Below are 14,345 nucleotides of genomic sequence, written 5' to 3' on the forward strand. Positions count from 1 at the left end.
ATATTTGGACAATATTTGTCTAAAACAATTTTGACCAATGAAGATATTAGGAGATACTCTAAAAGATGCTAGAGAAGGAAAGGGCTTAATCCTGCGAAAAGTGGCTGCTGAAGTAGATATTGATCAATCTCTCATAAGTAAATTTGAGAAAAATGAGAGAAAACCAACTTTGGAACAAATAATAAGACTTGCAAAGTTCTATGAGCTTTCTGAAAGTAAATTAATTATAAATTGGTATTCAGAGAAAATAGCGGAGGAACTTAAATACACAGAATCAACTTCTGAAATACTTAAAGTAGCTGAAGAAAAAATAAATTATTATAAAGCACAAGAAAATGGAAAATAAGAAAATGAAAGTTGCTGAATTATTTGCAGGTGTAGGAGGTTTTCGACTAGGACTTGAAAAAAGTAATTACGAAATTGTATGGAGTAACCAATGGGAACCATCTACCAAAGTTCAACACGCATCAATGGTTTATGAAAAACAGTTTGGAAAAGATAATCATTCAAACGAAGATCTTAATGAAGTTGTAACAAGGGATGTAGAAGAAATTCCTGATCATGACTTATTGGTTGGAGGTTTCCCATGTCAAGATTATTCTGTAGCTACAACTTTGCATAATTCAAAAGGATTAAAAGGAAAGAAAGGTGTACTTTGGTGGGCAATTCATAAAATTTTAGAAGATAAAAAAAACAAACCAAAATATTTGTTTTTAGAAAATGTTGATAGACTTTTAAAGTCTCCGGCATCACAAAGAGGTCGTGATTTTGCAGTAGTGTTGCAAAGTTTAAATGATTTGGGCGTTACCTAAAGGTCGGGCTTTCCGCACTCGCTTTTTTGTTCCTATCGTCTCAAAAAGAGCTCAAACAATTGCTACAATCCCTAACGCAAAAAGATATTCAATGAAAATTCAAGAAATATTAGATAGTTTAGATTTAGAAAATAAAAATATTGGTTTCCAACTTTCCAAAAGAAATGGATTTATCAATACCACTTGGCTATTGTATAAAAAAGAAAATGCATATTACTTTTTTGACATAAATCAAAAAATAGAATTTATTGATGCTTATAAATATTCAAAATCTGAAGCATTAATTGAATTTGAAAAATCAAATTTTGAGATTGACCTTTCTATAAATTAATTTGAAATTGAATCCTTTTATTTTTAATTATTTTTTCCAGTTCTGGTATTTTAAGCATTGCATAAGATGGAGATTTTTCATTTAAGCAAACAAAGCAAAATCTAAATCTATCACCTAATAACTTACCGAAATTAAATTCATTTTCTGTTGCACCAAAAAAGAAACCTTTTGGGTTATCAGGAAGATATTTTTTAGTTGTTTTTAATTCTATAAATAAAATCTCATCAAGATGAGTTTCTATGTAATCCTTTTCAAATTCAATTCCTTTCAATTTTGGAATATAAACCATATCAAATGACTGCAAAAAATTATGAGGAATATTAACTCTGTCCAAAAGTTCTTTTTTCATATCCTTATCAATCTTGAAAAAACCTGTTTGTTCTTCAATTAGATAGTTTATTCCTTGTTTTTCAGTAACATTATTAGATAATGTCAATTTAAATGAATGTTTTCTTGACATTATTCTTCGGTTTTAAGTTCGTATTTTTTTAGTAATTCTTTTGCATTATTAAACTTTAAAAGTTCATCAAGAGTTAAATTGAAGGCTTTAGCAAAAATCGCCATATTTGTAAGTGAAATATTTCGTTCAGCTCTTTCAATCATTCCAATATAAGTTCTGTGAAATCCAGTTTTATGTGATAATTGCTCTTGACTTAAATTTTCTTGAGTTCTTAAGTAGCGTATTCTATCGCCAAATTCTTTTAAAAGAAATTTATTTATCATAACTCGAAACTATACTAATTGTATGTTTCAATCAACCGACAATGTGTATCATTAAGTCTATACGGTTTTTGCGTTAGGGATTGCAGAGGAAATCCTTTTTTTGATTTTTCTTCAAAAAAAGATTGGAACGAAAAGCCCGACCTTTAGGTAACGCCCAAATAATTATAAAAAGGGAATTTTGGTCAAATATTAGAGAAGTTTTATTTTGGCTATGAACCAAACTCTGATGCAGAACCAGACTTTTTAGAAGCAGGTCTTGAGTTAAAGTCTACTCCTTTAAAAACTTTAAAAAATGGGGAATTTCGTTCTAAAGAAAGACTTGTTTTAAATATTATAAATTATTTAGAAGTCCATAAAGAAGACTTTGAAACAAGTTCATTTCTCAAAAAGAATGCACATTTACTTCTTGTATTCTATTTACACAATAAAGATTTAAACTTACTTGATTATATAATAAAGTTAGTAGATGATTGGAAGTATCCAATTGAAGATTTAAAAATTATTAAACAAGATTGGGAGCTAATTAACAAAAAAATCAAAGACGGTAAAGCTCACGAATTATCAGAAGGTGATACGTTTTATCTTGGCGCTTGCACAAAAGGTTCTACAGCTGCAAAATCATACAGAGATCAACCATTTAATAAAGATCAAGCTAAACAAAGAGCATATTCTTTAAAACAAGGTTATGTAAATCATATAATAGCAAATATTTCACAAGAAGAAACAGCTATTTATGGTAAAATAATTAAACAACCTGAAGTTTTAGATAAATTTGAATCAATTGAAGAGATTGTAATCTCAAAATTTAAACCGTTTTGTGGTAAATCAGCTAAACAGATAGAAGAGAAGTTGGGGGTAGAATTAAATCAAAATTCTAAAAGTTATTTTGCAAAACTTACCAATGCAATTCTTGGCCTTGAATTAGGGCAAAAGATAGAGGAATTTGAGAAAGCAGATTTAGAAGTAAAAACAATTAGAGTTGAACAAAATAACAAAATTGTACAATCCATTTCTTTTCCAGCTTTTAAATTTGAAGAAATCTATATTGAAAATTGGCGAACTAGTGAATTTAAAGACATTATTGAAAAGAAGTTTCTTTTCTTGTTTTTTAAAAAAGATGGTAACCAATTTCTGTTTAATAAAGTTAAGTTTTGGAACATGCCTTTCAAAGATAGAAATGAGGCAAGAAGAACTTGGTTAAAAGCAAAAAAGACAATACAAAGAGGGGAAATCTTCAATGATTATGACAGAGATAAAAAAGGAAACATTAGGCTTTCTAAAAAAGGAAATCCAATCAGAAAAAATAATTTACCTAAACTAAGAGATAGTAATGTTTGTCATGTAAGACCTCATGGATCTGACTCTACATTTACAAACCCATTGCCAGTAGAAGACAAAAAACTTAAAACAATGGAATATAGTAAACAATGTTTTTGGTTGAATGCAAATTATGTTAAAGAAGAAATCTATCTAAAATAAATTATGAATTTGAATTTTAATTAACAATCTAAATATAAAGTGTGGTTTTTTATTTATTTGAAAAATATTTTAAAACTTTCAGAAAAATAAGTCAAAAAAGCTCAACTTTTAAAAGTTGAGCTTTTTTATGAGGTATTTTATATCCCTTAAAACTTATATTCCCCCAAAGGTTTTGGGAAATCTTCTGGATTGGCTGCTAAATGATAACGAGGATCATCAATATCTTCTAAAATAACCTCAGAAAAAACAGGACTAGATTTATATAATAGTAGTTTACAGTCTTCACTTAAATGTTTTAGCGTTACTTTTTTACCAGCTGCTTGGTATTTTTCAACCAAATTAAAAATTGCTTCTATGGCAGAATGATCGGTAACACGTGCTTCTACAAAATCTATTTCTACAACTTCTGGGTCGTTTTTGATATCAAACTTCCCGTTAAACTCCGTAATACTTCCAAAGAAAAGAGGTCCCCAAATTTCGTAAATTTTTGTTCCGTCTTCTTTAAAACGTTTTCTAGCTCTAATTTTCTTAGCACTTGTCCAAGCGAAGGATAAAGCAGAAATTATAACCCCAACAAATACTGCAATGGCTAAATCAAAGAATACAGTTACTGCAGAAACAATGATTAATACAGCAGCATCAGACATTGGTATTTTCTTTAAAATTCTAAAACTAGACCAAGCAAATGTTTCTATTACCATCATAAACATAACACCAACAAGAGCTGCAATAGGTACTTGTTCTATATATTTATCAGCAAATAAAATAAAAGTCAATAGCGTTAAAGCCATCATTATACCAGATAAACGTCCACGTCCGCCAGCATTAATATTAATTACGGTTTGTCCAATCATACCACATCCACCAGTACCACCAAAAGCACCACTTACAATGTTTCCTGCACCTTGTGCAATACATTCTTGATTTCCGTTTCCTCTAGTTTCTGTTAATTCATCTACTAGATTCATAGTCATTAAGGTTTCTATTAAACCAACCGATGCTGCTAAAAATGCATACGGAGCAATAAATTTTAAAGTATCTAAGTTAAAAGGAAGGTTGCTCCATAATTCTAAAACATTTAAGTTTTTAGAAAGTTCTGCAATACCATTTAAACCAGCTCCACCACCGTCTCTAATAAAATCTCCAACATTAATAGAGTTTAATCCGCTAAAAATAGAAACTAAAGTAACAATTAAAATAGCTGTTAAGGCTGCTGGTATTTTTGTTGTAATTTTAGGTAAACCCCAAACAATTAACATGGTTAATAGTACCAAACCAATCATTACATATAAGGTGTTGCCTTGCATACTGTATTTTACAACACCAGAATCTTTTACAGAATAAAAGCCTTCGTCAGAAACATTAAAAACAACTTTTTTAGTATTGATATCAAAAACTTGACCTTCAGAAATTAAAAATAACTCTTCGTTTGTAGTACTGTTTTTAACGATATTATCATCAATAGTAAATATTACTGTGTTAGAAACTAGATCTTTTACTTGGTTGTCAGATACATTGTAAACCAATTCTTTAGATTCTGTTTTACGCATATTTTGTCCGTAGAAATCTTTTTTGTTTTCTTTAAACATCCCTAATTGTGCCATAAAAATAACAATCGCCAATCCGTTTACAAACCCCATCATTACTGGATGCGGAATTAGACGTACAAATTTCCCTAACTTAAAGAGGCCTGCAAAAACTTGTATCACACCCATTAGCACTACGGCAGCTAAGAGATAAAAATAACCCATGTTTTCAACAGGGGTGTCAAATAGTAAGCCTTTTGCATGTCCTTCTTGTATCATATGAACAAAAATAACAGCTACAGCACCTGCTGCACCAGAAATTAAACCTGGTCTTCCACCAAAACTCGCTGAAATAATTCCTACTACAAAAGCACCGAATAATGCCACAATAGGACTTATTTGTGCTACAAAGGCAAAAGCTACAACTTCTGGTATCATTGCTAAAGAAACGGTTATTCCTGCAAGTACATCATCTTTTGCGTTTGGTAATATTTTTCTAATAAATTCAGTCATAATTTGGTGATTTTTAAAGTCGGCAAAGATAGACGGTTTTTTTAAAAAACTATCTTTCTTATGAGTATTGTTAATCCATACAAATGTATTTATCAGATAAGTACGCTACCAATTTATGAATACGAACTAGTTAAAAAAGAAATGTTTAACGGAGCTAAGGTGAAAAATAATAAAAAAAGGCAGTTTAACTTTCAGGTTTAGTCTAGAATAATTGTTAGTACTTTATTAATTAGTGGTTTCTAAATAGGTGTTATACACTAATTGAATATTTGCATAGGTGTTTTTTAAAGCAGTCTTAATTGCTGTTTTATTTTTAAAAACAACTTCGGTAATACCTTCTTCTAATTGAGGGGTTAGTTTTTCTGAATAATTAGAAGTCATTAAGTACCAATAAGTTTGTTTTAATTTAATTCCTTTATGAAAATAAATATGATAGGTAGTAATTAATGGCTTGATAAGTTGTAGGTTAGAAATGCCACATTCTTCTTCTACCTCTCTAATTGCAGCTGTTTCTATGGTTTCTCCCTTTTCAATCCATCCTTTTGGTAAATCCCAAACACCGTTTCTAAAAATAAATAAAACTTCTTTTTTAGGGTTTAGCACTAATCCGCCAGCGGCGGGAATAAGCTTCATATTTGTTAAAAAAGATTTCCAATCATTCTCTAAGTCAGTAGAGTATAAATTAACACCTTGTAATTCTTTATTGTTCAGTTTATGAAGGATTTCATCAATAAGAACATTCTTAAAATTGTAAACAGGAAAAATATTTTCTTTTTTTGAAGAAGAAGTGATAATTATTGGCGTATCATTTACAAAAACTTTATACATTTGCGGTATGATTTTAAACAAAGATACGGCAAAAAAAACAGCTGAACTTTTGTTGCAAATAAAAGCAATAAAGTTAAGCCCAAATGATCCCTTTAACTGGGCGTCAGGTTGGAAGTCTCCAATATATTGTGATAATAGAGTTACGCTATCTTATCCTCCAGTTCGTGTTTTTTTAAAAGAAGAAATATCAAGAATTGTAGAATTAGAATATGGTAAACCAGATGTAATTGCTGGTGTTGCTACAGGTGCAATCGCTATTGGGGTTTTAGTTGCGCAACAATTAGGAGTTCCTTTTATTTATGTTAGGCCAGAGCCAAAAAAACATGGTAGAAAAAACCAAATTGAAGGGCACTTAGAAAGCGGACAAAATGTTGTTGTAATTGAAGATTTAATAAGTACTGGTAATAGTAGCTTAAATGCAGTAGAAGCTTTAAAAGAAGCGGGTGCTGTTGTAAAAGGTATGGTTGCTATTTTTTCTTATGGATTTGATATTGCAAACAAGAATTTTGAAGAAAAAAATGTAGGATTAACTACTTTAAGTAATTACGAAAACTTGTTAGAACAAGCTTTGGATAGTAATTATATTACAGATAAAGAGTTAATTACATTAAATGATTGGAGAAAGAATCCAAGTGAGTGGAAACAATAAAGTTTAAAAAATGAATATAAACGGAAATACAGTTACTATTGACAAATCTGCTGAAGAAGTGTTTGCATTTTTTTCTGATTTAAAGAACTTTGAGCAATTAATGCCAGAAAATATTCAAAAATTTGAAGTTGATGGTGAATCTTTTATATTCGGTTTACCTGGTATGCCAGAAATTAGACTCGTTTTAAAAGAAAAAACACCGTTTACTAATATTACGTTAGGTGCTGCAAGTAGTAAATTGCCTTTTACTTTAGCTGCAGATCTTAATGAGATTACAGAAAACAAAACAGAAGTAAGCTTAAAATTCGATGGTGAATTTAATGCAATGATGGCAATGATGATTAAAAAACCATTAACAAAATTTGTAGATACACTTACCGAAAATATAGGGAAACTTTAAAGGAAAGAAATTTCTTTAAGTCCAAATTCTTTGATGACATCGTCTTCTAATTGAACTTGTAGCTTTCCGAAATCTGAAATTCCAGAAATCATTCCCATAAAAATTTCATCCTTACTATTTTTAAACATAGTAGGGATATTTTTTTTATACAATACGTCTAAATATTTTTCTTCTAAAAGGTTAAAACTTTTTGAAGTTAAGCGTTTTATATTTTTTTTAATTTCTTCTAAAATAGCTTTTAGTAAAATATCTAAATCATATTCTAGACCGGTTTCTAATTTTAAAGAAGTAGCGTTGTTTAAGTATGCTGGAAAAGTTTCTTGATTTATATTTAACCCAATTCCTACAAAAGAATTTTTAATACGGTCGCCAGAAAACGTGTTTTCTATTAAAATGCCACAAATTTTCTTGTTTGCTGACAGAATGTCGTTAGGCCATTTTATAGACGGTTTTGGTAAATTATTAGCAAATAAAACATCATAAATAGCTAAAGAGATTGCAAAGTTTAAATATTTTTTTTGAACTACTTTTAAATCTTTAAAGCTAATAAAGACACTGAATGTAAGGTTTTTGTACGGTTCGGATACCCACTTGTTTTGTTGCTGACCTCTCCCTTTTATTTGGTTTTGAGTAACAACAGTTGTAAAATTCTCTAGTGTAGAATTTTGAGCTAAATCCTTTAAAAAAGAATTCGTAGAATCGGTGGCACTAAGTTTGATTGTTTTCAAGTGTTAAATAAAGTGTAAACTACTGTAATAATACACAAAATACTCGCAAAAAAATAATAACTTTGCGTTAAATATAGAAAAAAGTTAATGACAAATAAAAAAGTAAGTACAGATGATTTAATTGCTTTAATTATTAAAGGGATTGATGAGGTAAAAGGAGAAAATATTCAATTATTAGACTTACGAGATATAGAGAATACTGTATGCGATTATTTTATAATCTGCTCGGGGAACTCAAATACACAAGTAAATGCAATTTCTGGTTCTATTCAAAAAATAGTTAGCAAAGAACTTAAAGACAAACCTTGGCATATAGAAGGTCAAACAAATTCTGAATGGGTTTTAATGGATTATGTAAACGTTGTGGTGCACATTTTTCAAAAACAAGTTCGTGACTATTATGATATTGAAAGTCTTTGGGGTGATGCAAAAATTACAGAGATAAAATCAGTTTAATCTTTTTATTTTTTAAATAAATGAGTGATTCAAAAAAAGATAGTAATTCTAATATGCCTAAATTTAAGTTTAACGCGTATTGGATATATGGTGCAATATTTGTAGTAATAATGGCATTCCAGTTTTTTAGTAGTGGAGATTTAGCTACTAAAAGTATTTCTAAAAATGAGTTTAATGACATTTTAAAAGACAATGATATTTCTAGAATTGTTGTTTTAAATAATAATTTAGCTCAGATTTATATTAAAGAAGAAGCACAAAAAAAACAGCGTTATAGTAAGATTATAAATTCTGCTTTTTATACACAAGGCTCTTCTTTTTATGACTACAATTTTGGGGATTTACAAAATTTCGAAAATAATATTGAAAAAGCGAGACAGGCGAACGAGTTAGACTTTGATATAAAAAATGAAAATAAAACAAGTATTTTTGATACTATTTTAGGTTTTTTACCTTTTATAATATTAATTGCTGTTTGGTTGTTTTTTATGAAAAGAATGTCTGGTGGCGGCGCTGGATCTGGTGGTGGAGGTCAAATCTTTAGCATTGGTAAGTCTAAAGCTAAGTTATTTGACAAAGACACAAAGGTAAAAACTACGTTTGAAAATGTTGCCGGATTAGAAGGTGCTAAAGAAGAAGTACAAGAAATTGTAGACTTTTTAAAGAACCCAGAGAAATATACTTCTTTAGGAGGTAAAATTCCAAAAGGAGCTTTATTAGTAGGACCTCCTGGAACAGGAAAAACATTATTAGCCAAAGCAGTTGCAGGGGAAGCAGATGTTCCTTTTTTCTCATTATCTGGTTCAGATTTTGTTGAAATGTTTGTAGGTGTAGGTGCTTCTCGTGTAAGAGATTTATTTAAAAAAGCTGCAGAGAAATCGCCTTCTATTATTTTTATTGATGAGATAGATGCTATTGGTAGAGCTCGTGGAAAAAATAGTATGACTGGTGGTAATGATGAGCGTGAAAATACGTTGAATCAATTATTAACAGAAATGGATGGTTTTGGTACAGATGTAAATGTTATTGTGTTAGCAGCAACAAACAGAGCAGATGTTTTAGATAGTGCATTAATGCGTGCTGGTCGTTTTGATAGACAGATCTATGTAGATTTACCAAACATCAACGAAAGAAAAGAAATTTTTGAAGTACATATTAAACCTTTAAAATTAGCGGAGGATGTTAAGATTGAGTTCTTAGCACAACAAACGCCTGGTTTTTCTGGAGCAGATATTGCAAACATGTGTAACGAATCTGCATTAATTGCTGCCAGAAATGGTAAAAAAGCAATTCATCATCAAGATTTCTTAGATGCTGTAGATAGAATTGTAGGTGGTTTAGAAAAGAAAAATAAAGTAATTACACCAAAGGAGAAAAAAGTAATTGCTTTTCATGAAGCAGGTCACGCAACTATTAGTTGGATGTTAGAGCATGCTGCACCATTGGTAAAAGTTACTATTGTACCAAGAGGACAATCTTTAGGAGCTGCTTGGTATTTACCAGCAGAAAGAATGATTGTACAGACAGAGCAGATGTTAGATGAAATGTGTGCTACCATGGGAGGTAGAGCTGCAGAAAAAGTAATGTTTGATAAAATATCTACAGGAGCTTTAAGCGATTTAGAAAAAGTGACTAAGCAAGCAAAAGCAATGGTTACTGTTTATGGTTTAAATGAAGCGGTTGGTAATGTAACGTATTATGATTCTTCTGGAAATGATGGATTTGTAAAACCTTATAGTGAAGAAACTGGGAAAACAATAGACCAAGAAATTTCTAAAATTATTGAAGCTCAGTATCTAAGAGCCATTCATATATTAGATGAAAATAAAGATAAATTAACGACTCTTGCAGAATTATTATTGGAAAAAGAAGTTATTTTTAAAGACGATTTAGAAAAGATATTCGGTAAAAGACCTTTTGAAGAGCCTCTTGAAGTAGAAATCGTTGATGAGAAAAAAGACATTCCTCCAGTAGAATTAAAAACTGAAGAATAATAAATGAATTTTTTTAAAAAGCTATTCAATATACCCAATAAAGAAGAAAATGACATCCAAAGACAAGAAGTAGATCTTTCTTTGGATGATCTTTTTGTACATAATTTCCTTGAAAAAGGAGGTAAGTTTTTATATTGTTTAAAAGAAAGTGAAGTTGTAGAGAATTTAAAGAACATTTTAAAAGAGAATAATTGGAATCAATTAACACTTTTAGATGACAAGTTATCTTCCTTTTTAAACAGACATGAGGTGGCAATGAATAGAAATTTCAATTCAAATTTTCCTGTTTTCTTGAATTGTGAGCATTTGATTGCAGATAATGGAGATATTTTATTTTCATCGAAACAATTAAAAAGTATTAAGTTGTCAGAAATGCCTCAAAATTTTATAGTTTACGCAACTACGAGTCAGTTGGTTAAAGATATGGGACAAGGGTTAACTGGTATTAAAATTCATCATAAAAATGATTTGCCTACCAACATTTCTGCCATAAAAAATTATAACATTCATAAAAATGATGATAATTTCTTAAACTACGGAAACAGTAACTCAAAAAACTTATATTTGCTGCTATTAGAAGATTTATAATATGAGTAACCTTTTAAAAAGGAGTCTTTCAGGCATAATTTACGTTTTAATTTTTATATCAGCGATTCTTTTTTCTAAAGAATCGTATGTTGTTCTAACAACTATTTTTGGATTGTTGTGTGTTTGGGAATTTTCTAAACTCATCAACTTTAAAGGAATGATAGGGTATATTTTCTTTTGCTTAACGTTATTTTTAATGTTAAAAAGACCAGAAAGTTATGCCGTAATTATTATTTTAGGAATTACCATTATTTCCTCGTTATCTTTAATTTATTACTTATTTACTAAAAAAGAAATCTCATTTTCTAATGATAGGTCTAAATCTGGTTTACTAATTAGGTATCCTATTTTTTCAATGATCTTTTTAATCCTTCTACCTATTTATAAAGATGGTTATAATCCTCATTTAATTATTTCTATTTTAATTATGATTTGGGTAAATGATAGTTTTGCTTTTTTAGTGGGTAAAAATTTCGGAAAAAGAAAGTTGTTTATTTCGGTTTCACCCAAAAAGACACAAGAAGGTTTTTTAGGTGGTTTGGCTTTTGCTTTAATAGCAGCCTTTATAATTAGTAAATTTAACACCGATTTTACAGTGGTAAATTGGTTAGTGATAGCTGTTATTGTTAGTGTAATTGGTACGATTGGAGATTTAGTAGAGTCTAAATTTAAAAGACAAGCCAATATTAAAGATAGTGGTACTATTATGCCTGGGCATGGTGGTATTTTAGATAGATTGGATAGCTTGTTATTTGCAGCACCATTTGTATATTTGTATATTAATTTTATAATTTAAGTATGATTCGTTTTCACAAAGAAGGGTATAAAATAATTGTTATTACCTTTATAATAACAATTGTAGGTGTATTGCTAGCCGATAATTTAATAGATATACCTTGGCTTGTTAAAGTAATTCAAGTTGTATTACTTGCTTTTTTAGTAATTGTGCTACAATTTTTTAGAAATCCTAAAAGAGTTGCTGCTTTAAATGATAACATAATAGTTGCACCGGTAGATGGTAAAGTGGTTGTTATAGAAGAAGTAGAAGAACCAGAATACTTTAAAGGAAAAAGATTACAAGTGTCTATTTTTATGTCTCCTATTAACGTACATGTTACTAGATATGCCATGAGTGGAGTTGTAAAATATAGTAAATATCATCCAGGTAAATACTTGGTAGCATGGCACCCGAAAGCATCTACAGAAAACGAAAGAACTACCGTAGTGGTTAATAATGCCGCTTTTGGTGATGTTTTATATAGACAAATTGCCGGAGCTTTGGCAAAGAGAATTGTCAATTATGCAAAAGTTGGCGATACAGCAGTACAAGGAGCAGATGCAGGTTTTATAAAATTTGGTTCTAGAGTAGACCTTTTTCTTCCATTAGGTACAAAGCTAAATGTATCTTTAAATGATACAGTAAAAGGTGGAGTTCAGATAATTGCAGAAAAATAATAACGTATGGAATCTGATTTAGATAAAGAGTTTAATGAAGCTTTCTATAGGATTTCTATGTTAGAAGAATCGATTGCTCCTGACATTATGCTAAAATTTTATGCTTATAACAAGCAAGCTAATTTTGGAAATAAGTTTTCTTTTAATGATGAGCATAACGTTAGAAGTGCATTTAAGTTAAATGCATGGATGCAATTAAACGGCATGAAATCTGACGTAGCAAAACAAGAATATATTAATTTAGCAAAAACAGTTTTAAATACTAAACAATAACATTATGAAAAGAGTCGTAGTTTTATCATTATTAATGATTGTAGCATTTAATTTTTCATCTTGTAAATCAGATAAAAAATCTGATGAGAAAAAAGAAGATACAATTAAAACTAAAACAAGTGCAGTAGCTTTTTCTTTAGAGAAGGCACAAAATGAAATAAACTTTGTAGCTTATAAGACTACAGAGAAAATACCTGTAGGAGGTCAGTTTAATAAAGTAGACATAATTTCTGGAGGAGAAGGAAGTTCTATTAAAGAAGCTATTAATAATACTGAGTTTTCAATTCCTGTAAGTAGCATTTTTACGAAAGATACTAGTAGAGATTTTAAAATTCAAAAATTCTTCTTTGGTATGATGGACAATACAAAATTACTTTCTGGTAAATTATTAATAACTGATGAAACCAATGGTGTTGCAGAAATTAAAATGAACGGAGTTACAGAGAATGTAGCTTTTACCTATACTATAGAAGGGAAGGTTTTTAAGATGGAGGCTACTATGGATATTACCAAATGGAATGCATCTGAGGCTTTAGCATCATTAAATACAGCTTGTTTAGAATTACACAAAGGAGCTGATGGAGTTTCTAAGACATGGAGTGATGTGGCTTTAAATATCACTTCTACTTTCTAAGAAGCATTATAAATTATTCAACGCTTTTTTAAGTGTTTCAAATCGAAAAGAATATCCGTTCTTTTCGATTTTTTTTGCAGAAATTTTAATTCCTTCGAGTAATATTTTTGCCATATCACCAAATACAAGTTTTAAAAGAAAACCTGGAACACCAATTCCTATGTAAGGTCTTTTTATGATTTTAGCTAACTCTTTAGTAAAGGTTTTACTAGTGTGATGTTCTGGAGCAACTGCATTAAAAACACCTTCTAAATTATCTTCAACTGCTTTAACGTATATGGCACATAAATCATCTAAATGGATCCAAGGCAAAAATTGTTTTCCAGAACCTAAAGGAGTTATAATAGGTGTTTTCATTTTATCTAATGCACCACCTTTATCCGTTAAAACAACACCGGTTCTTAAGATTGTTACCGGAATGTTTTTTGTTGAAAATTGATGTGCTGCGTTTTCCCATTTTTGACATACATCACCTAAAAAATCATTAGCTGCTTTATCGCTTTCCTCGTATATTTTATCATTAGTGATCGCTCCGTAATAACCAACTCCAGATGCAGAAATAAAACCTTTTAATTCGATTTTTAATTCGGTTATTTTATCAAAAAGTAAATTTGCAGTTTTTACTCTACTATCAATTATTACCTGTTTTCTTTCTTCTGTCCAACGTTTGTCGGCAATTCCTGCTCCGGCTAAATGAATGATATAATCAGAGTTTACAAGCGCTTTTTCATCAACATAATTAGAAGAGATATCCCATTTAAATTCGTTTTTATTTTTGGGACCTCTACTTAAAATTACAACTTCATGATTTTTATCAATTAGTAATTTTGATAATCTTTTGCCGACTAAACCTGTACCACCTGTTATAATTATTTTTGCCATAATGTAAAGATAATTATTTTTTGTTTAATGTTTTTAAAATATTATAAAACAAATTTATGCATACATATAATAAA

The 14,345-nt window shown here is 29.7% G+C and carries 17 protein-coding genes and 2 pseudogenes; 13 read left to right on the forward strand and 6 right to left on the reverse strand.

Annotated features, from left to right (window positions below):
* Positions 1–37: 37 nt before the first annotated feature.
* The 3 genes and pseudogenes from H0I28_RS00950 to H0I28_RS00960 all read left to right on the forward strand — a co-directional run bounded on the left by H0I28_RS00950 (position 38) and on the right by H0I28_RS00960 (position 1,143).
* Positions 38–346, forward strand: coding sequence for a helix-turn-helix domain-containing protein (locus H0I28_RS00950; RefSeq protein ID WP_218760122.1), 309 nt, complete (start codon positions 38–40; stop codon positions 344–346).
* Positions 336–803, forward strand: a pseudogene (locus H0I28_RS00955) (DNA cytosine methyltransferase); the annotation flags it as partial. The gene H0I28_RS00950 and the pseudogene H0I28_RS00955, both read left to right, overlap by 11 nt.
* Before the next feature lie 100 nt (positions 804–903).
* On the forward strand, positions 904–1,143 hold the full coding sequence (locus H0I28_RS00960; protein ID WP_218760124.1) for a hypothetical protein: 240 nt from the start codon (positions 904–906) through the stop codon (positions 1,141–1,143).
* On the opposite strand, the gene H0I28_RS00965 is transcribed toward H0I28_RS00960, so the two are convergent.
* Positions 1,133–1,603: a hypothetical protein gene (locus tag H0I28_RS00965; protein WP_218760125.1), complete on the reverse strand. Its 471-nt coding sequence runs from the start codon at positions 1,601–1,603 to the stop codon at positions 1,133–1,135. The genes H0I28_RS00960 and H0I28_RS00965 overlap by 11 nt on opposite strands.
* Entirely contained in the window at positions 1,603–1,866 is a 264-nt protein-coding gene (locus H0I28_RS00970; protein WP_218760126.1) for a helix-turn-helix domain-containing protein, read from the reverse strand. The genes H0I28_RS00965 and H0I28_RS00970 overlap by 1 nt, the downstream gene beginning before the upstream one ends.
* A gap of 180 nt (positions 1,867–2,046) precedes the next feature.
* Between H0I28_RS00970 and H0I28_RS00975 the strand changes: the two are divergent.
* Positions 2,047–3,345 (forward strand): annotated as a pseudogene (locus tag H0I28_RS00975) (Sau3AI family type II restriction endonuclease); the annotation flags it as partial.
* 146 nt (positions 3,346–3,491) lie between these two features.
* Here the strand turns inward: H0I28_RS00975 and H0I28_RS00980 are convergent.
* Together H0I28_RS00980 and H0I28_RS00985 are read right to left on the reverse strand one after the other, a co-directional pair.
* Complete coding sequence (locus H0I28_RS00980) at positions 3,492–5,384, reverse strand: SulP family inorganic anion transporter (RefSeq protein ID WP_218760128.1); 1,893 nt, start codon at positions 5,382–5,384, stop codon at positions 3,492–3,494.
* Positions 5,385–5,609: 225 nt separating this feature from the next.
* Complete coding sequence (locus H0I28_RS00985) at positions 5,610–6,212, reverse strand: NUDIX hydrolase (RefSeq protein WP_218760130.1); 603 nt, start codon at positions 6,210–6,212, stop codon at positions 5,610–5,612.
* 7 nt (positions 6,213–6,219) lie between these two features.
* Between H0I28_RS00985 and pyrE the strand changes: the two genes are divergently transcribed.
* Positions 6,220–6,861, forward strand: coding sequence for an orotate phosphoribosyltransferase (pyrE, locus tag H0I28_RS00990; protein ID WP_218732849.1), 642 nt, complete (start codon positions 6,220–6,222; stop codon positions 6,859–6,861).
* 10 nt (positions 6,862–6,871) lie between these two features.
* Positions 6,872–7,261: an SRPBCC family protein gene (locus H0I28_RS00995; protein WP_218760132.1), complete on the forward strand. Its 390-nt coding sequence runs from the start codon at positions 6,872–6,874 to the stop codon at positions 7,259–7,261.
* Here the strand turns inward: H0I28_RS00995 and H0I28_RS01000 are convergent.
* Positions 7,258–7,989: a biotin--[acetyl-CoA-carboxylase] ligase gene (locus H0I28_RS01000; protein WP_218732851.1), complete on the reverse strand. Its 732-nt coding sequence runs from the start codon at positions 7,987–7,989 to the stop codon at positions 7,258–7,260. The two genes, H0I28_RS00995 and H0I28_RS01000, sit on opposite strands and share 4 nt — an antisense overlap.
* 87 nt (positions 7,990–8,076) lie before the next feature.
* Between H0I28_RS01000 and rsfS the strand changes: the two genes are divergently transcribed.
* Genes rsfS through H0I28_RS01035 form a run of 7 tightly spaced genes read left to right on the forward strand, consistent with a single transcriptional unit; the run spans position 8,077 to position 13,389 of the window.
* Positions 8,077–8,445: a ribosome silencing factor gene (rsfS, locus tag H0I28_RS01005; protein WP_165732849.1), complete on the forward strand. Its 369-nt coding sequence runs from the start codon at positions 8,077–8,079 to the stop codon at positions 8,443–8,445.
* A 20-nt stretch (positions 8,446–8,465) separates the two neighbouring features.
* The gene (gene ftsH, locus H0I28_RS01010; protein ID WP_218760134.1) at positions 8,466–10,439 is read left to right on the forward strand and encodes an ATP-dependent zinc metalloprotease FtsH; all 1,974 of its coding nucleotides are present in this window, start codon (positions 8,466–8,468) and stop codon (positions 10,437–10,439) included.
* 3 nt (positions 10,440–10,442) lie between these two features.
* Positions 10,443–11,027 (forward strand): hypothetical protein, encoded by a 585-nt coding sequence (locus tag H0I28_RS01015; protein WP_218732853.1) that lies wholly within the window; start codon positions 10,443–10,445, stop codon positions 11,025–11,027.
* A 1-nt stretch (position 11,028) separates the two neighbouring features.
* Positions 11,029–11,823 (forward strand): phosphatidate cytidylyltransferase, encoded by a 795-nt coding sequence (locus H0I28_RS01020; protein WP_218732854.1) that lies wholly within the window; start codon positions 11,029–11,031, stop codon positions 11,821–11,823.
* A 2-nt stretch (positions 11,824–11,825) separates the two neighbouring features.
* Positions 11,826–12,482 (forward strand): phosphatidylserine decarboxylase family protein, encoded by a 657-nt coding sequence (locus H0I28_RS01025; protein WP_218760135.1) that lies wholly within the window; start codon positions 11,826–11,828, stop codon positions 12,480–12,482.
* 6 nt (positions 12,483–12,488) lie between these two features.
* Positions 12,489–12,755 (forward strand): acyl-CoA-binding protein, encoded by a 267-nt coding sequence (locus H0I28_RS01030; protein ID WP_165732844.1) that lies wholly within the window; start codon positions 12,489–12,491, stop codon positions 12,753–12,755.
* A 4-nt stretch (positions 12,756–12,759) separates the two neighbouring features.
* Positions 12,760–13,389 carry a YceI family protein gene (locus H0I28_RS01035; protein ID WP_218760136.1) on the forward strand — a complete coding sequence of 210 codons (630 nt, stop codon included), beginning with the start codon at positions 12,760–12,762 and terminating at the stop codon, positions 13,387–13,389.
* 6 nt (positions 13,390–13,395) lie between these two features.
* Here H0I28_RS01035 and H0I28_RS01040 read toward each other — a convergent pair whose 3' ends face one another.
* The gene (locus H0I28_RS01040; RefSeq protein ID WP_218760137.1) at positions 13,396–14,271 is read right to left on the reverse strand and encodes a TIGR01777 family oxidoreductase; all 876 of its coding nucleotides are present in this window, start codon (positions 14,269–14,271) and stop codon (positions 13,396–13,398) included.
* Positions 14,272–14,345: the final 74 nt, after the last annotated feature.

It is taken from the genome of Polaribacter sp. AHE13PA (genome assembly GCF_019278505.1).
In the GTDB taxonomy this organism is placed as follows: Bacteria; Bacteroidota; Bacteroidia; order Flavobacteriales; family Flavobacteriaceae; genus Polaribacter.